13 protein-coding genes are annotated in these 18,194 nt (G+C 64.5%); 6 read left to right on the top strand and 7 right to left on the bottom strand.

All coding sequences use genetic code 11. The features are described from left to right. Positions 1 to 6: 6 nt before the first annotated feature. The 5 genes from ASE26_RS08715 to ASE26_RS08695 all read right to left on the bottom strand — a co-directional run bounded on the left by ASE26_RS08715 (position 7) and on the right by ASE26_RS08695 (position 4,826). Positions 7 to 1,482: a methyl-accepting chemotaxis protein gene (locus ASE26_RS08715; protein ID WP_055935283.1), complete on the bottom strand. Its 1,476-nt coding sequence runs from the start codon at positions 1,480 to 1,482 to the stop codon at positions 7 to 9. Beyond that, the gene (locus tag ASE26_RS31025) at positions 1,479 to 1,979 is read right to left on the bottom strand and encodes a chemotaxis protein CheW (protein WP_057246043.1); all 501 of its coding nucleotides are present in this window, start codon (positions 1,977 to 1,979) and stop codon (positions 1,479 to 1,481) included. Before ASE26_RS31025 ends, ASE26_RS08715 begins: the two co-directional genes overlap by 4 nt. Further along, positions 1,976 to 3,448 (bottom strand): CheR family methyltransferase, encoded by a 1,473-nt coding sequence (locus ASE26_RS08705; RefSeq protein WP_057246041.1) that lies wholly within the window; start codon positions 3,446 to 3,448, stop codon positions 1,976 to 1,978. The genes ASE26_RS31025 and ASE26_RS08705 overlap by 4 nt, the downstream gene beginning before the upstream one ends. After that, positions 3,445 to 3,918: a chemotaxis protein CheW gene (locus tag ASE26_RS08700; protein WP_162246596.1), complete on the bottom strand. Its 474-nt coding sequence runs from the start codon at positions 3,916 to 3,918 to the stop codon at positions 3,445 to 3,447. Before ASE26_RS08700 ends, ASE26_RS08705 begins: the two co-directional genes overlap by 4 nt. 218 nt (positions 3,919 to 4,136) lie before the next feature. Then, positions 4,137 to 4,826, bottom strand: a complete 690-nt coding sequence (locus tag ASE26_RS08695) for a UPF0149 family protein (RefSeq protein ID WP_055935275.1) — start codon at positions 4,824 to 4,826, stop codon at positions 4,137 to 4,139. Positions 4,827 to 4,892: 66 nt separating this feature from the next. On the opposite strand from ASE26_RS08695, the gene ASE26_RS08690 reads away from it, so the two are divergent. Together ASE26_RS08690 and ASE26_RS08685 are read left to right on the top strand one after the other, a co-directional pair. Next, on the top strand, positions 4,893 to 5,870 hold the full coding sequence (locus tag ASE26_RS08690) for a serine/threonine protein kinase (RefSeq protein WP_057246039.1): 978 nt from the start codon (positions 4,893 to 4,895) through the stop codon (positions 5,868 to 5,870). Positions 5,871 to 5,980: 110 nt separating this feature from the next. Further along, positions 5,981 to 8,269, top strand: coding sequence for a hypothetical protein (locus tag ASE26_RS08685; RefSeq protein WP_057246036.1), 2,289 nt, complete (start codon positions 5,981 to 5,983; stop codon positions 8,267 to 8,269). A 49-nt stretch (positions 8,270 to 8,318) separates the two neighbouring features. Here ASE26_RS08685 and ASE26_RS08680 read toward each other — a convergent pair whose 3' ends face one another. Then, positions 8,319 to 8,681 carry a hypothetical protein gene (locus ASE26_RS08680; protein ID WP_055935269.1) on the bottom strand — a complete coding sequence of 121 codons (363 nt, stop codon included), beginning with the start codon at positions 8,679 to 8,681 and terminating at the stop codon, positions 8,319 to 8,321. After that, positions 8,678 to 9,712, bottom strand: coding sequence for a DUF475 domain-containing protein (locus ASE26_RS08675; protein WP_055935267.1), 1,035 nt, complete (start codon positions 9,710 to 9,712; stop codon positions 8,678 to 8,680). Before ASE26_RS08675 ends, ASE26_RS08680 begins: the two co-directional genes overlap by 4 nt. 67 nt (positions 9,713 to 9,779) lie before the next feature. Here ASE26_RS08675 and ASE26_RS08670 point away from each other — a divergent pair, with 67 nt between their 5' ends. The 4 genes from ASE26_RS08670 to ASE26_RS08655 all read left to right on the top strand — a co-directional run bounded on the left by ASE26_RS08670 (position 9,780) and on the right by ASE26_RS08655 (position 18,136). Beyond that, on the top strand, positions 9,780 to 10,199 hold the full coding sequence (locus tag ASE26_RS08670; protein WP_055935265.1) for a divergent PAP2 family protein: 420 nt from the start codon (positions 9,780 to 9,782) through the stop codon (positions 10,197 to 10,199). Between the two features lie 226 nt (positions 10,200 to 10,425). Next, the gene (locus tag ASE26_RS08665) at positions 10,426 to 11,610 is read left to right on the top strand and encodes an efflux RND transporter periplasmic adaptor subunit (RefSeq protein ID WP_055935263.1); all 1,185 of its coding nucleotides are present in this window, start codon (positions 10,426 to 10,428) and stop codon (positions 11,608 to 11,610) included. A 31-nt stretch (positions 11,611 to 11,641) separates the two neighbouring features. Beyond that, positions 11,642 to 14,857, top strand: a complete 3,216-nt coding sequence (locus tag ASE26_RS08660) for an efflux RND transporter permease subunit (RefSeq protein ID WP_055935262.1) — start codon at positions 11,642 to 11,644, stop codon at positions 14,855 to 14,857. 75 nt (positions 14,858 to 14,932) lie between these two features. Then, positions 14,933 to 18,136 carry an efflux RND transporter permease subunit gene (locus tag ASE26_RS08655; RefSeq protein WP_055935260.1) on the top strand — a complete coding sequence of 1,068 codons (3,204 nt, stop codon included), beginning with the start codon at positions 14,933 to 14,935 and terminating at the stop codon, positions 18,134 to 18,136. The last annotated feature ends 58 nt before the right edge of the window (positions 18,137 to 18,194 follow it).

The following is an 18,194-nucleotide window of genomic DNA, read 5'->3' as shown; positions in this document are numbered from 1 at the left end:
CGGGAATCAGGCAGCGCTGGCCTGCGGCTGCACCAAGCGCCGCAAGTCGAGCGACAGGGTGGCCAGTTGCGACGCGGTTTGCAGCGTTTGCGCCGAACTGGCTTCGGTTTCCTGCGTGGCTTGCGCCACGTCGGTGACGGCGATGCGCACCTGTTCGGCCGCGCTGGCCTGCTGCTTGGTGGACAGTTCGATCTCGCGCGCCGCCTCGGTGGTCGTGACCACCAGCTCCGCAATCTGGCGGAAAGCCGCCGCCACTTCGGCAAACTGGCGGGCGCCGGCATCGACCGCCTTGGCGCCGCTCTCGGTTGCCATTACCGTGGTGTTGACGGCGCCGCGCACATCCTCGATCTGGCTGCGGATGCCCTTGGTGGAAGCGGCTACCCGGTCGGCCAGCTTGCGGATCTCTTCCGCCACCACGGCAAAGCGCTTGCCCGATTCGCCGGCGCCGCTGGCTTCGATGGTGGCGTTGATGGCCAGGATATTGGTCTGCTCGGCCAGCTCGGAGACGATATCGAGCACGGCGCCGATTTCCTGCGATTTGCGGCCCAGGTCCAGCATGTGGCTGACCACCGTGTCGATCTGGCGCCGGATGCCGCCGATCGCCTCCTGGCCCTGTTCGACGATAGTGTCACCCGCTTTCGCGCCCTGCGCGGTCTGCTCGGCGATCTGCGCCACGCGCTGCGCGCTTTCGGCAATCTGGCGCGAGGTGGCCACCAGCTCGCTGATGGTGGTGCTGATCTCGGTCATGGCGCCGGCCTGCTCCTTGGCGCCGGAAGCCTGCTGGCTGGCCGCCGCCTGCAGTTCGGCCGAGGAACTCTGCACATGGCCGACCGCGGCGCCGATCTGGCGCCCCAGGGTGCGCGACAACAGCACAGCCAGCAGCACCGCCAGCGCCAGCAGGATGGCCGCCAGCACGGTCACCCCCATGGTGGCATTGGCAGTGAGCTCGGCGGCCTCGCGCTTGGCCGTCTCCAACTGCTGCTCCTCCTGCGCATCCAGCATTTCGAGCGCCTTGCCCAGTGCCTCGCGCGTCGGCAGCAGGCGCTCGTCGAAGGCGCGCACCAGCTCGGCCACACCGGGCCGGGTATCGGCCAGCGCCAGCAGGCGCTCGGCTGCCTCGCGGTAGCTGTTGGCGCTGTGCTCGATCTCGGTCAATCCCTTGCGCTCGCTGTCGCTGCTCGCCAGGGTGCGGATGCGGCCGGTGACCTTGAAGAATTCGGCACGCGCCTCGTTGAAGTTGTCGAGGAAGCGCCGCTCCGGCGACAGCAGGTAGCCGCGCACATTGGCCGACATGCGCTCGGCCTGGCCGTTGCAGCGCTCTACCTCCAGCATCATCTGGGCGTTGACGCTGATCACCCGTTCCTGTCCTGCCACCGCCGAACGCAGCGCCAGCACGGCCACGATGCAGATCAGCAGGGCCAGTGCGGCCATCACAGCGTAGCCAGTGGCCAGCTTGCGTCCGAAAGTCCAATTTCCGTTCATGGCGATGTGCTCCCCAGGCGCTGGCAGCGCCGTTCCAGTGCGTCGATCAAGGATGGCAGGCTGACCAGGGTGCGCGGCACGCCATCCATGCGTACCGCGTTGTCCAGGAAATCGTCAGGCCGCACCGCGTGGTGCGCCTCGAACTGCTCGAAAGCGAAGGCGGCGCTGTGGCGGCCCGCGGCCAGTGCCAGCCAGCGCGGCGCGCACTGCGGCGGGTGGCCGAGCAGGGCAGCCAAGTCGAACACCGGCACCGCCTGGCCCCGCAAGCCGGTCAGGCCGAGCAGCTCCGGCAGGCGCGAAGGCAGCGCTTGCAGGCGCCGGTCCACGTACAGGCCGCGCAAGTCCGACAGGCGCAACGCCAGCGTCTGGCCACCGGCGCGGATCGCCAGTATTTGCTGGGCGCCGGCGTCGGCGACGGCGGGCGGCAGCGCAAAGGTGCGGTCGAATTCTTCCTTCAGGGCGCGCGCACTGGCGGCCAGTACGTTCTGCCCGGTCACGATGCCGCTCCCATTGTCGCCAATTCGGCCAGGCATAGCGAGAGCAGGGCCGCGCGCGGGAAGCCGCCGCCGAACAGCAGCAGGCGCGCGGCGTCTTCTCCTTCCAGCATCTGCGCTGCCAGCGCCAGTTCCCGCCGCGCAGCTTCCGGCTGGCCAAGGCGGCGCAGCAGGCGGCCAGCCTGCAGGCGCGCCATGGCGAAGCCAGGCGCCAGGTAGGCAGCACCCTGGTAATGGTCCAGTGCTGCCGCCAGTTCGCCGTCCATTTCCTCGCATAGCGCCAGCACATAATGGGCGCCGGCATGCAGGGCATCGCGCCCGAGCAGGGCAGCGCAGGTTTCGCGCGCCCGCGCTACCGTGCCCGATTGCGCTTGTGTCACGGCTTTCAGCAATAGCACGTCCGGATCGGCGGCATGTTGCGGCGGCAGTTTGCCGATGTGTTCCAGTACTTGGCCGAAACGCTCTTGGTGCAGGCTGGCCATCGCCATTTGCAGGTCGGGCGTGGCCGGCGTACAGGGCGGCGCCGCGCGCGCGCTGCTGGCCAGTGCGTCGATGCGCCGGCTGGCGCGTTCGATTTGCTCGGCCCACAGCGGTTCGGGCGGCGTGGCCGGGCGCAACACCGGCATCGGCTGGGCGGCCGCCGGCAGCGCCGGCATCGCCTGCTCGCCGCCTGCGCTGCGCTGGTAATAGAAGGTGCCGTGGCTGTGGCACAGGCGGAAATCGTTGGACAGGCCGCGCAGCGTTTCGGCATGGCCCAGGAACAGGTAGCCGCCCGGCGCCAGCGCGCGCGCGATGCGCGCCACGGCGGCCTGCGACTGCTGCGGCGTAAAGTACATCAGGACGTTGCGGCAGAATACGATATCGAAGCGGCCCGGCTGCCAGAAGGCCGGGTCGTCCAGCGCCAGGTTGCGCTGCTCGAAGCGTACTGCGCGCCGGATTTCCTGCGCCAGCTGGAATTGCTCGCCGTCGGGCTGCAGCCAGGGCCGCCAGTCGTCCGGCAGTTCGCGCAGCGACCAGGTCGAATAGCGCGCCCGCGCAGCGCGCGCCAGCATCGCAGGGTTGGCATCGAAGGCATGCAGCGACAGGCAGCTGTCGCGCCCGCAGGAGCGCGCCATCATCGCCAGTGAAAACGGCTCTTCGCCGGAGGCGCAGCCGGCCGAGAGCACTTCGGCCCGGCCGCGCAACTGCTGGCGTTCCGGCAAGGCCAGTTCGCCGAAGGCGCGCAACTGGTCGCCGCTGCGGAAGAAGTAGGTCTCGGTGACAGTCAGTTCCGTCGCCAGCCGTGACAGCAGGCTGTCGGCCGGCGCCGTGCCCGCCAGGTCGGCCAGGATGCGCTGGCGATCGCCGCCGCTGCAGCTATCGAGTACCTTGGCCAGGGTCGTGAGCTTGTGTTCGTCGAAGTCCAGCCCCAGGCGCTCGGCCAGCAGGGTACGAAAGCGCGCCACTTCCAGCGGCGCGGCCGGGGCGTTCATTTCAATTCCGCTGGTGCAGCCAGCGCCTGCCATACGTCCTCGGGCACGGCGCGTGCGGCGCGCAGTACCACCAGCAACTCCGCATCGCGCGCGCTGATGCCCGCAACCTGGGCTTCAGCGCCGCCGTTGAGCAAAGGGGGGGTCTGGTCCAGCAAGGCGGCCGGCAACGCATGCACGCCGATCACTTCGTCGACCGCCAGCGCCGCGCAACGCTCGCCAAGGCGCAGGCTGACGAAGCGGGCCGGCTCGCCCGGCGGCGCGCCGAGCAAGGCCGACAGGGAGATGACCGGCACCGCAGCACCGCGCAACATGCTGGCGCCCAGCACGCAGGGCGGCATATCGGGAACGGGCGTAACGGGCAGGGCGCGCAATGTTTCGCCGACGTGGGACAGGGGCACAGCGCATAAGCGACCGCCACTGCCGCACAGCAGGACAGGTATGGCTGGCAAAGCGGAAGAGACTATCTGCATGCAGTGCATCGCTCCGGGTCGGTCAGCCAAGTCTAGCGCGGTACTGCACCACGTGCCAAGGAGCAAACCTTGCACTGTGCGCCAGAGTGGAAGTTGGAGAGAATCCCTACCTGCAGAACAGAATGTCCGCCTTGGGGTCAGGAACGAATGTGGACATTTTCAAGGAGAATGTCCACTTTCCTTCCTGACCCCAAGGGGGACATTTGAGATGATGCGGCTTACTGCTCGGCGCCGTGGCACTTCTTGTACTTCTTGCCGCTGCCGCATGGGCAATCGTCGTTGCGGCCGACTTTCGGCTCTTCGTGCTTGACGGTGGTGACGCCGGTCTTGCGGCGCGGTACCCACCATTTGTGGATGGCCGGCAGGTTGGCTTCGATGTCCAGCGCCAGCTGGTGCGCTTTCACCGGGTCTTCCACTTCCGCCAGTTCTTCCGGCTTGATCTCGTCGGCGCCCAGCAGGTAGATGGCGCGCATCAGCGGCGCGGCTTCCGAATCCCAGATCTCGTCCCAGGAGCCTTCGCGCAGTTCCATGCCTTCCCAGAAGCCCCAGCACCAGGCTTCTGCGTTCAGCAGGACCTTGCCTTCGTGCTCGTGCTCGACGAACAGCGGCTCGAACTCCTTCGGCGCCACTTCAAAGGTGACCAGCACTTCGTTCATGAAGCGGGTGATCAGGTTGTAGATGCGCTCTTCCTGCTTCGGGTTCTTGAACTTCGGGCCATCCTTGCGGTCTTCGCCCCAGATGCTTGGCAGCCATTCGGCCGGGGTGATCGGTTCCGGGCCGATGGCGATGGCGGTCAGGAAGCCATGCAGGTGGTCCATCGTCATGGAATCCTCCGGGCTCTGGTCGCCCAGCAGGAAGTTGTCGAGTTCGTCGAATTCTTTGTCGGTCAATGGCTGGTCGAGTTGCATGGCTTGGCGCTTTATATATTGGGTCGAAGGGCGACAGTATACGCCCTGGCCCTTACAATAGCGAGAATGACGCACCCATTCTTAGATTTGAGCCCGGACCGGGTACTCGACGCCCTGGCCAGCATCGGCCTGTATGGCGATGGCCGCCTGCTGGCGCTGAACTCCTATGAAAACCGTGTCTACCAGGTGGGCATGGAGGAAGGGCCGCCGGTGGTGGCCAAGTTTTATCGCCCCGGGCGCTGGACCAGCCAGCAGATCCTGGAGGAGCATGCCTTTGTGCAAGAGTTGCAAGAGCGCGAGGTACCGGCCGTGCCGGCGCTCGAGCGCGATGGCCGTACCTTGCATGAACTCGAGGGCTTCCGCTTTGCCGTGTTCCCGCGCCACGGGGGACGGGCGCCCGAAATGGACGACCCCAAGGTACTGGAATGGACTGGCCGCTTTATCGGCCGTATCCACGCCGCCGGTGCGGCAAGGCCCTTCGCTACCCGACCCACGCTGGACCTCGCTTCCTTCGGCGAAGAGCCGCGCGACTGGCTGCTGGCCAGCGGCTTCCTGCCGCCGGAGCTGGTCACGCCCTGGCGTTCGGTGGTCGACCAGGCGCTGGACGGTGTGCGGCGCTGCTACCAGCGGGCAGGGCAGGTGGAGTTGATCCGCCTGCACGGCGATTGCCATGGTGGCAATGTTTTGTGGACCGACGCCGGCCCGCATTTCGTCGACTTCGACGATGCGCGCATGGGCCCGGCAGTGCAAGACCTGTGGATGATGCTGTCCGGCGAACGCAGCGACATGGTGCGCCAGATGGGCGATATCCTGGCCGGATACGAGGATATGCGCGAATTCGACCCGCGCCAGCTGTACCTGGTGGAAGCGCTGCGCACGTTGCGCCTGATCCACTACTCGGCCTGGCTGGCGCGGCGTTGGGACGATCCTGCGTTTCCGGTGGCTTTTCCGTGGTTTAATACACAACGATACTGGCAAGATCGTATCCTCGAATTGCGCGAGCAGATTGCGCTGATGGACGAGCCTCCCCTCTGGCCGGTTTAACCAGTACAACGCGAGAATTGGCGGGCTTTTCCCGCCTTCCTCGCGCGCTTCGCCCCTGCTGGTCTCATCGATAATGGCAACATCACCCTCCAAGCCAAGCGAGATTCCTCATGCAAGCACAACTGCCGCCAACTACCAACACCGTCGCCAACGACCGTGCTGAGCATGAGAAAGCCGAGATGAAGGCGATCACCGAGGCGATCGCCCGCGTCGAAGCCGAGGCGAAGGCCCAGTGTGCCGCCGAATCGCGCGCCGTGGCTGAAGCCCGCGCCCGCGCCCTGGCGGAAGACCGCGCCGCCCTGGAATCGGCTGCCGCCGCCGCGGCGGTGCAGAATGCCGAAGCTGCCGAAGAAGCGATCAAGGTCAACAAGGAGCGCCTGGAAACCCTGCGTGCTGCCGCCTCCGCCAGCGTGGCCCGCCTGGAAGCCGTCAAGCAGGAAACCGCCGAACTGCGTGCCCGCGTCGATGCCGACATCCAGGTCCGCCTGGCCGCCGAGCAGCGCGCCAGGGCCGAAGAAGAAAGCCGCCGCCGCGCCGCCGAGCAGGTCGTGGAAGAGGTGAAACTGACCGAACTGGCCAGCAAGGCCGCGGAGGAACTGGCCGTGCAGGCTGAGCAAGCCCGCATGCAAGCTGTCGAGCGCGCCGCCGCGGTGCAGGCCGCCCACGACGAAGTGGTGGGCGTGGCTTCCGCCGACGCCCGCATGGCCGCCATCGCCCGTGAGCATGGGCGCCAGGCCCACGCGGCCCGCATGACCGCCGAACAATTGGCCAATACCGAAGCCGAAGCGCTGGAAGCAACCCGCCAGCGCGAGCGCGCCGACCAGGTCGCACTGGAAGCTGCTTTCAAGCGCGCCGCCGCCGAAGTGCGCGCCCTGGAAGAAGCCCGCGCCCTGGCCCACCTGGAGCAGGAGCGCGAACAGATCGCCCTGGCCAAGGCCGAATCCGACCGCAGCGCCGCCCAGTCGCTGCACCTGCGCCTGCAGACCGAAAAGGAAATCCGCGACGCCGCCCTGCACCGTGAGCGCGTTGAAGCCATGGCCGCCGACGCTGCCCAGGCGCGCCGCGATGCCGACCTGCAGATCATCGCCGCCACCGAGCGCCGGGTGGAAACCGACCGCCAGCTGCACGCCATCGCCATGGCCCGCGTGGAAGCGGAGCAGCAGGCCGACTTCGAAACCCGCGCCCGCCTGGAGGTGGAAGCCCTGACGTTGGAGCAGGCCAAGCTGCGCGAACAGGCCGAGCAGGCCGCCGCCGAGCAGGCCCGTATCGAAGCCGAGGAACACCAGCGTGCCGCCGCCCTCGCGGCCGAGCGCCAGCAGCTGTCAGCGCGCTCCGTGATGGTGGCCGCCGAGCAGGCTTCCGCCGAAAAGATCGAGCGGGAAGCCGTGGCCGCCCAGCTGGCTGCCGCTGAAGAAGCCAATGCGCTGGCCCAGGAAAAAGCCGCCGCCGCCGTGCGCCTGGCCGATGTCGAGCGCGCGCGCGCCGAAGCGGAGCAGGCGGCACTGGATGCCGTCAATGCCCGCCTGGCGGAAGCACAGCGTGGCCGCGCCGAAGCCGAACAGGCTGCGCTGGCGGCCATGAACGAACGCATCGCTGCTGAAGAAGTGGCTGCCGCTGCTGCCAAGGCGCGCGTCGATGCCGAACGCGCTGGCGCTGCCGAAGCGCGCCGCAAAGCTGCCGCCGATGCGCGCCTGCAGGTGGCAGCCGAGCAGGAAGCTGCCGCTGTGCGTGCGATGGCCGAGCAGGTGGAACACGATGCAGCCAACAAAACCGCCATTGCCGAAGCGGCCGCCGCCCAGGCGCGCCTGGCCGGCGAGCTGGTAAGGGCCCAGGTTGAGCGTACCAAGGCCGAGCAAGCGCGCGTTGCGGCGGAGGAGTCGCTGCTCAAATCCGAGCTGGAATTCGTGGCCAAGGAGCGCGACACCCTGGCGCTGATCGACCAGAAGCTGGTGCAGCAGCGTGCTGCCAATGCGGCCGAGGCGCGTGCGGCAAAGGCGATCGAAGTGCGCGTGGAGCTGGAGAAGAAGGCTGCCGCTGCCGCCAAAGCGCGGGCGGATGCAGAGGAACAGTTGCTCGAAGTGGCACGCCAGCGTGAGGCGGCGGAGGTCGCTGCCAACGAGGCGGAATGGGCCAAGCTGGCCGAGCAGAAGACCCTGGTCGATACCGTGCATGCCCATGCCGAGCTGCAGCGCCGCGTGACCGCGACCACTGCGGCGATGGTGGAATCGAAGAAGAAGCTGCTGGAGCAGGAATCACGCCGCCAGCACGCGGCGCAGAATATGCTGACCGCGATGGAAGACAAGGCGACGCACCCGGCGGACGAACATTCCGAGACGATGGCGCGCGATGTGATCGGGCGCCTGAAGGAAACTGCCGGCGCCGTGTGGCGCGGCCGCTAAAACCGCCAGGGAGTGTCAGACCCTGCGGGTCCGACACGGGTTTACCGGTTCAAGGCTGAACGTTGACCGACTCAACAAAATACTGGGTATCGCCAAAGCAGGAAGTCGGAACCCCCTTATGCTGCGCATAATGCAGCACCACCCGCTTGCCGGCCGCCGCCGCGATCTGCGACGCGATTGCATCATCGCGCACGGTAAACTCGAATTTCTCCGGAATCGCGCCCGGCATCGAAGTCAGCAGAATTTCCCCCTCCCAGGTCTTGCACAGCCACCCGCGCTTGGAAAACTTCTGCAAATACCCGGCACGTTCACCCTCCGAATACGAATAGCTCAACGCCAGCCACACATACGCTGCAAACAGCAGCGCCACGGCGGCCAGCAGGCCGCCAACAATCACCAACACACGGCTCATTCAGACTCCACGGGATTCAATTTCTTATATTTGAGGGAAGACCACAGCGAAACAGCAATAAACGCCACCCCGGAAAGACCGGTGAACCACTCCGGAATGTGATATTTCACGCTGGCGAACATGATCAGCGCCAGGATGCCGATTGCGTAGTGCGCGCCGTGCTCGAGGTAAATGAACTCGTCCAGCGTGCCCTTGTGCACCAGGTAGACGGTCAGCGAACGCACGTACATGGCGCCGATCGCCAGGCCCAGCATGATGATCACCACGTCGCTGGTGATGGCAAATGCGCCGATCACACCGTCGAAGGAGAACGAAGCGTCCAGCACCTCCAGGTAGAGGAAGCCGCCGATCGAACCGCCGGCCACAGCCTTGCCGACCTCGCCATGGCCTTCTTCCTCCAGCAAGCTGCTGATCCAGCCCACGCCGACGTAGATCGCGGTACCGATCACGCCCGAATACAGCACGGTATAGCGCTTGGCTTCCGGCACCATCTGCACGCACAGCACCACGGCCACCAGGGTCAGCAGCACGGCCAGGCTTTCGGTGCCGTATTTGCCGACTTTTTCCTCGAACCAGTGGATCCAATGCACGTCCTTTTCTTCATCGAACAGGAAGTTCAGGAAAACCAGCAGCAGGAAGGCGCCGCCGAAGGCTGCCACTTCCTCATGCACGCCCAGCAGGTGGTGCGAGTATACTTCCGGCGTCTTGAGCGCCATATCCCAGACCGAAATCATGTCGAGCCCGGTCGCTGCCGCCACGATGGCCAGCGGGAAGACCAGGCGCATGCCGAACACGGCCACCAGGATACCGACCGTCAGGAACAGTTTCTGCCAGAACGGGTTCCAGTTCTTCAGCACCGAGGCGTTGACCACGGCATTGTCAAACGAGAGCGAGACTTCCATCACCCCCAGCACCCCGGTAATCCACAGCGCCGTAATCGCTGCGGACATGCCGCCATGGTTATAGCCCCACCAGCCGGCCAGCCCCATCAAAACGATGGTGACAATAATCGAAATCCTGAAATGCTTCATTTTTGCTTGCTATTAATATTGTTAGTGCGCCGATTATAATGGGGGATTGCACCTTAGGACGCTATAAATGGATCTCGCTTACCTGCTGACGCCTGTTTTGACCTGGATTACTGTCGGTCCGATCAAATTCCTGATTAACAGTATCAAAGCCCGCAAATGGGCCTTCAACCTGGTCGGGAATGGCGGTTTCCCATCCAACCACAGCGCCGTGGTTTCCAGCATGGCGACCCTGATCGCGCTGCGCGAAGGCATCGGCCACCCAGCCTTCGGCGTCGCCGTCGCCCTGTGCTTTATCGTGGTCATCGACGCCAACAGCCTGCGCCAGCACGTCGGCCGCCAGGCAGCAGCGATCAACCGCCTGGCCAAGGATGCCACGCACCACCAATGGCTGCGCGAACGGATGGGCCATACCGTGATCGAGATCACGGGCGGCCTGGCCACCGGCATTGCCATGGGCCATATCGTTTTCGCCCTGTTCCCGCGCTGAGCGATACGCAAAATACCCCGGGATTGCTACACTAATGTAGCAATCCAGCTCTGCCGTTCAGTCACCATATTTGCGGTTCATCCGCGAATCCTGCAGTCCAGCCCTAAAAACCCGCAGTCTGGCCCCTGGTGAATTGACACTCTCCCTCGGTAAAAGGATACTTTTGCACGCTGCAGAAGTATGCAATCAATATTCAAATAAGCCGTCCATCAAACTGGAGATTCACATGTTGCGTAAAACCCTATTAGCTCTCGCCGTTGCATCCGCGCTGGTCGCTTGCGGCAAGTCCGACAAAGCGCCTGAAGCCGGCAAGGCCAGCGCTTCGGCGACTGCCGACGCGAAAGGCAAGGGCGATGACAAGAAGCTGGCAACGCTGCAGGTTGCATCTGAAGATCTGGTGACGGTGGAAAGCAATGCCCTGTCGTCCGGCCCGGTGGTCACCGGCTCGATCCAGCCTGAACGCAAGGCCGACCTGCGCGCCGAAGTCGGCGCCGTCGTCATGCAAGTGCTGAAAGAGAACGGCGAAGCGGTCAAGAAAGGCGACCTGCTGGTGCGCCTGGACGATACCTCGCTGCGCGATGCGCTGAACTCGGCCCAGGAAGCGGTGCGCGCCTCGACCCAGTCGATGGACCAGGCCGAGCGCGTGCTGGCCCGCCAGAAGACCCTGAAAGCCTCCGGCATGGTGTCCTCGCAGGTGCTGGAAGACGCCGAGGTGCGCCGCAATAATGCGCAGTCCGACCTGTCGGCCGCCAAGGCCCGCCTGGTCGCCGCCAACCAGCAGCTGACCCGCACCCTGGTGCGCGCGCCGTTCGACGGCATCGTCTCCGAGCGTAAAGTCTCGGCCGGCGACACCGCGCAGATCGGCAAGGAGCTGGTGAAAGTGGTCGACCCGGCGTCGATGCGCTTCGAAGGCCGCGTCTCCGCCGATTCGGTAGGCGTGGTCAAGGCAGGGCAGGGCGTGGTGTTCGCCATCAACGGCTATCCCGGCCAGAACTTCCTGGGCAAGGTCAAGCGCGTTGACCCGGCGGCCAACCCGGTGACCCGCCAGGTCGAGGTGCTGGTCGATTTCGCCGACAGGAACCTGCCGCGCGTTGCCGGCCTGTTCGCCGAGGGCCGCATCGAAGCGGAAACCACTTCGGCCCTGATGGTGCCGGAATCGGCCCTGGTCAAGCAAGGCGACACCACCTACGTCTGGAAGATCAAGGACAAGGCCCTGGCCAAAGCCACGCTCCAGATGGGTGCCCGCGATGCGCGCAGCGGCAACTGGCAGGTGCAGACCGGCCTGTCCAAGGGCGATATCGTGATGCGCACGCCGGCTTCCGGCTTCCGCGACGGCCAGAAAGTCGACCTGCAGATGAACAAGGCGGTAGCTTCCGCTTCGGTGCCGGCCGATGCCGTCAAGGGTAACTAAAGCAATCCAGGGCAACCGGGGAAACCAGACCATGTTCCTTTCTAATTTCAGTATCAAGCGCCCCGTCGCCATGATCGTGCTGATCGTGGCGATGATGGCCATGGGCCTGCTGGCCTTGTCCAAGCTGCGCGTCAACCAGAATCCGGACGTCGAGATTCCGCTGTTGATCGTCAACATTCCATATCCGGGCGCTTCGCCGGAAACGGTTGAACGCGAGGTGGTCAACCGCTTGGAAAAATCGCTGCAGTCGATTGCCGGCGTGACCGACCTGTACTCGACCTCGCGCGAGGGCAGCGCCACCATCGAAATGCGCTTCACGTTCCAGAAGAACCTGATCGAAGCGTCGGACGAGGTGCGCAATGCCATCGCTGCGGTACGCTACAAGCTGCCGACCGAGATGCGCGAGCCGATGATCCAGCGGATCGACACCTCGGCCGACCCGATCATGCAGATGTCGCTGTCCTCCAAGACCCAGTCGCACGCCGTATTGTCGCGCATTGCCGAGGACAAGCTGGCTGACCGCTACCGCGCGCTGGATGGCGTGGCGGTGGTCAACGTCAACGGCTCGCTGCGGCGCGAATTGTCGGTGCTGCTGCGCGCCGACAAGCTGCGCGAGTTCAACGTCTCGGTGGCCGAAGTGGCCAACGCGGTGCGCATGCAGAACACCAATGCCCCGGTGGGCAAGGTGCGCGGCGACCTGGAAGAGAAGGCGATCCGCCTGGTGGGCCGTATCGAGCGTCCGGAAGAATTCAAGGACATCGTGGTCAAGCGCAACGGCGACCAGCTGATCCGCCTGGGCCAGGTGGCAACCATCGAAGACGGCTTTGCCGAAATCAATAACGTCAGCCTGCGTTCGGGCAAGCCGAACGTCGGCCTGGCCGTGATCCGCGCCCGCGACGCGTCAACCGTGTCGGTGGCCAAGGCCGTGCGCAAGCTGACCGACGACATCAACAAGGAATTCAAGGAAGAAGGCCAGGGCACTGCGCTGGAAGTGACGCGCGACGGCGGCGAAGACGCGCAGGATTCACTCAACAACGTGATCGAGGCGCTGGTGTTCGGCGCCGTACTGACCATCTTCGTGGTGTACGCCTTCCTGAATTCCTGGCGTTCGACCCTGATTACCGCGCTGTCGCTGCCTACCTCGGTGGTGGCGGCCTTCATTGCAGTGTGGCTGTGCGGCTTCACGCTGAACTTCATGACCCTGCTCGGCCTGTCGCTGGCGATCGGTGTGCTGATCGACGATGCGATCGTGGTGCGTGAAAACATCGTGCGCCATATGCAGAACGGCTCCGATCGCCGCAAGGCAGCGCTGGAAGGCACGGCCGAAATCGGCCTGGCCGTGGCCGCGACCACCTTCTCCATCATGGCCGTGTTCATCCCGGTCGCCTTCATGGGCGGCATGCCGGGCGAATGGTTCCGTCCCTTCGCGCTGACCGTGACCTGCTCGGTGGCCGTATCGCTGTTCATCTCCTTCACGCTGGACCCGATGCTGTCGGCCTACTGGGGCGACCCGGCGGACCACCACAACGCGCCGAAGACGGGCATCGGCAAGGTGCTGGACAAGTTCAACCACTGGTTCGACCACCAGGCCGACCGTTACGGCAAGGTGATTGCCTGGGCGCTGCACCACCGCCGCTGGATGGCCGTGATTGCCGTGGCAACCTTCATCGGCGCGCTGGCTTTGCAAGGCACCCTGGGCGGCTCCAGCTTCCTGCCGAAAGTGGACTTCGGCACCATTGCCATCGACGTCCGCACCCCGTCTTCGTCCAGCCTGGAATACACCAAGACCAAGATGGACAAGGCCGCGCAGATCGCCCACACCATTAAAGAGGTGAAGGCGACCAGCACCTACGTCAACCTGTCGGGCGGCCGCATCTGGGTCGACATCGGCAAGCGCGGCGAGCGCAAACGCGACGCAACCGAAATCGGCATGGAGCTGCGCCAGAAGCTGGCCGGCCTGGTGGGCGGCGAATTCGTGGTGCTGGAAGACATCAACAACGGCGCCCGCAAGCCGGTGCAGATCGACTTTGTCGGCCCGGATTCGCGCAAGCTGATGGAGATCACCAACCAGTACATGGAGAAGCTGCGCCAGGTGAAAGGTGCGGTCGATGTCGGCCTGTCCGAGCAGGATCCGAAGGACGAGCTGCAGATTGAACTGAACCGCGGCCTGGCCAACTCGATGGGGATTTCCGCCGGCGATGCGGCACAGTCGCTGCGCGTGGCCTTTGCCGGTATCGAAGTGGGCGACTGGGTCGATCCGACCGGCGAAACCCGCGACGTGGCCGTGCGCCTGCATCCGGACGACCGTGTCAGCCCGGACAATATCGAGCGCCTGCCGATCGCAGTTTCCGGCACCAACCAGATGGTCCCGCTGGACCAGATCGCCAAGATCACCATGGGCAAGGGCCCGGCCACCATCCGCCACAAGAACGGCAAGCGCATGGTGTCGGTCTCGGCCAACGTGGAAGGCCGCTCGAACGGTGAAGTGATCGAGGAAGCGCGCAAGCTGGCAACGCAAATGGACTATCCGCCGGGCTTCGGCATGGACGTGGGCGGCTCCGGCAAGGACCAGGCGGAAGTGTTCGGCGCAATGGGCATCGCCCTGGTGTCCGGCATCGGCCTGATGTACCTGGTGCTGGTGATGCAGTTCGGCTCCTTCACGGCACCGGGCGCGGTGATGCTGTCCCTGCCGCTGTCGCTGATTGGTGTGGTGGTGGGCCTGCTGCTGACCGGCGGCACCTTGAACCTGATGAGCTTTATCGGCGTCATCATGCTGATGGGCCTGGTCGCCAAGAACGCCATCCTGCTGCTCGACGCGGCGCGCAAGCGTGAAGAAGAAGGCTATGGCCGCGAAGACGCGCTGATGTATGCCGGCCGCATGCGCCTGCGTCCGATCCTGATGACGACCTTTGCACTGATCGCGGGCATGATGCCGGTGGCCATCGGCATGGGCGAGGGCGGTGAGTTCTACCGTCCGATGGCGGTAGCGATTATCGGCGGCACCATCACGTCGACCCTGCTGACCCTGCTGGTCGTGCCGACCTTCTACGACAGCATCGAGATCACCCGCGACAGCATGGTGGCCAAGTTCAAGTATCGCGAGGAACGCTGGAATACCGCAGTGGCTTTCCTGCTGACCTTCGTGGAAGCGATCCTGGCGCTGGTCTTCGTGCGCCTGGTGTACCGCTTGCTCAAGAAGCTGTTCGGCCTGTTTACCGGCCGCGGCCGCGAGCCGAACATGGCTTGATCCCTGCCTGGCAGGAACAAAGAAGGGCCCTCGGGCCCTTTTTTAATACTTCATAAATTAACAAAAAGTTAATCAATGTTCTTATCCAACTTTAGTGTCAAACGCCCGGTTGCGATGATCGTGCTGATCATCTCGATGATGGCGATGGGACTGCTGGCGCTGTCCAAGCTGAAGGTCAATGAGCGGCCCGATGTCGAAGAGCCGGTGCTGAACGTGACCGTCCCTTATCCGGGGGCGTCGCCGGAAACGGTGGAGCGCGAAATCGTCAACCGCCTGGAAAAGCAGCTGCAGTCGATTGCCGGCGTCACCGATACCTACAGCACCGCGCGCGAAGGGGTGGCCAGCTTCCGCCTGATTTTCAGCTTCGACAAGAACATGATCGAAGCCTCGGACGAAGTGCGCAATGCCATCGCGGCGGTGCGCTACAAGCTGCCGACCGAAATGCGCGAACCGCAAATCGTCAAGCGCGACATGGCGGCGCAGCCTATCGTCTACCTGTCGCTGTCCTCGCCCGTGCTGTCGCATGCCGCCATTTCGCGCCTGGCCGAAGATAAACTGGCCGACCGCTTCCGCGGCGTCGACGGCGTAGCAGCGGTCAGCGTCAATGGCGCCATGCGGCGCGAACTGTCGGTGCTGCTGCATGCGGACAAGCTGCGCGAATACAGCGTCTCGGTGGTGGAGGTGGCGCAGGCGCTGCGCATGCAGAATGCCAATGCGCCGGTGGGCAAGGTGCGCGGCACGCTCGACGAGAAGGCGATCCGCCTGGTGGGACGCATCGAACGTCCGGAAGAATTCAAGGATGTGGTGGTCAAACGCCGCGGCGACGAGTTGATCCGCCTGGGGCAATTGGCCACGATCGAAGATGGTTTTGCCGAGCGTAATGACCTGAGCCAGCGCAGCGGCAAGCCTGACGTGGGCCTGAATATCGTGCGTTCGCGCGACGCCTCCACTGTAAGCGTAGCCAAGGCGGTGCGCCAGCTGGTGGACGAAGTCAACAAGGAGTTCAGCGACGGCACCAAACTGGAAATCACCGAGGATGGCGGCGAATTTGCACAAAACTCGCTGAACAATGTCATCGAAGCCCTGGTGCTGGGCGCCGGCCTGACCATTTTCGTGGTGTACGCCTTCCTGAATTCCTGGCGTTCGACCCTGATCACCGCATTGTCGTTGCCGACGTCGGTGATCGCCGCCTTTATCGCAGTCTGGCTGTGCGGCTTCACCTTGAATTTCATGACCCTGCTTGGACTGTCGCTGGCGATCGGCGTACTGATCGACGATGCCATCGTGGTGCGCGAAAATATCGTGCGCCATATGCAGCTGGGCAAAGACCGGCGCACGGCCGCACTGGAAGGTACGGCTGAAATCGGCCTGGCAGTGGCCGCCACCACCTTTTCCATCATGGCGGTGTTCATCCCGGTCGCCTTCATGCCTGGCATTCCGGGCGAATGGTTCCGTCCGTTTGCCCTGACCGTCACCTGCTCGGTCGCCGTGTCGCTGTTCATTTCGTTCACGCTGGACCCGATGCTGTCGGCTTTCTGGGGCGATCCGCCGGACCACCACAGCGCGCCGAAGCGGGGCATCGGCAAGGCGCTGGACCGTTTCAACCACTGGTTCGACCAGCAGGCCGACCGCTATGGCAAAGTGATCGAATGGGCGCTGCACCATCGGCGCTGGATGGCAGTGATTGCCTTCGCCAGCTTTGCCTCCGCCATCGCCTTGCAAATGACATTTGGCGGCACCAGCATGCAGCCCAAAGCCGACAACGGCTTCCTCATGGTCGAGGTGCGCACGCCATCCTCGTCCAGCCTGGATTACACGCGCCGCAAGATCGAGCGCGCCGCCCAGGTCGCCCATACGTTGAAGGAAGTGAAGGCCACCAGCACCAATATCAACCTGGCCAGCGGCAACATCTTCGTCGACATCGGCAAACGCAGCGAGCGCAAGCGCAATGCCACCGAGATCGGCTCGGAACTGCGCCGCAAGCTGGCCGGCATGGTTGGCGGCGAATTCGTGGTACTGGATGATTTCTCCAACAACGCCGCCAAGCCGGTGCAGATCGACTTCGTTGGGCCGGACTCGCGCAGGCTGATGGAAATTACCAATGCCTTCATGGACAAGCTGCGCCAGGTGCCTGGCGCAGTCGACGTCGGCCTGTCCGAGCAGGATCCGAAAGACGAGCTGCAAATTGAACTGAACCGCGGGCTGGCCAATTCCATGGGCATTTCGGCCGGCGATGCCGCCAGCGCCCTGCGCGTCGCCTTTGCCGGTATCGAAGTGGGGGACTGGATCGATCCGACCGGCGAAGCGCGCGACGTGGCGGTACGCCTGCACCCGGACGACCGTGTCAGCCTGCACAACATCGAACGGCTGCCGATCACGGTATCGGGCACCAGCCAGATGGTCCCGCTGGACCAGATCGCCCGCATCACCATGGGCAAGGGGCCGGCCTCGATCCTGCACAAGAACGGCATGCGCACGGTGTCGGTGTCGGCCAATGTGGAAGGGCGCTCGCAGGGCGACGTGATTGCCGACGCGCGCAAACTGGCCGCTGGCATGGATTACCCACCCGGTTTCGGCCAGGCTGTAGGCGGCGCCGGCAAGCGCCAGGCCGAACTGTTCACCAGCATGACGATAGCGCTGGTGTCCGGCATCGGACTGATGTACCTGGTGCTGGTGATGCAGTTCGGTTCCTTCACGGCGCCCGGTGCGGTGATGCTGTCGCTGCCCTTGTCGCTGATCGGCGTGGTGGCGGGTTTGCTGGTGTTCGACGACACACTTAACCTGATGAGCTTTATCGGCATCATTATGCTGATGGGCCTGGTTGCCAAGAACGCCATCCTGCTGCTGGACGCGGCGCGCAAGCTGGAAGCGGAGGGCATGCAGCGCGAAGAGGCACTGATGCAGGCCGGCCGCCTGCGCCTGCGCCCGATCCTGATGACTACCTTCGCCCTGATCGCCGGCATGCTGCCGGTGGCCATCGGCATGGGCGACGGCGGCGAATTCTATCGCCCGCTGGCCATTGCCATCATCGGCGGCACCATTACCTCCACGCTGCTGACGCTGCTGGTCGTGCCGACCTTCTACGACAGTATCGAAATTGCCAAGGACCGCATGCTGGCCAAATTCCAGCGCCGCGATGCGCGTTGGGGCGCCGCAATGGCCTTCCTGATGACGCTGATGGAGGCAATCCTGGCCCTGGTGTTCGTGCGCCTGGCTTTCCGCCTGGTAATGAAGCTGTTCCGGCTTGTAACCGGAAAGCGACAGCAGCTTACTGCCTGAATCCGGCGTTTCGTTGGAAATAGGGCCTTCGGGCCCTACTTTATTAAACTATTTTCAA

Origin of the sequence: Duganella sp. Root198D2, from assembly GCF_001428585.1 — a bacterium.
Lineage (GTDB): Bacteria > Pseudomonadota > Gammaproteobacteria > Burkholderiales > Burkholderiaceae_D > Rugamonas.
This window is presented reverse-complemented; position numbering and strand designations above follow the sequence as displayed.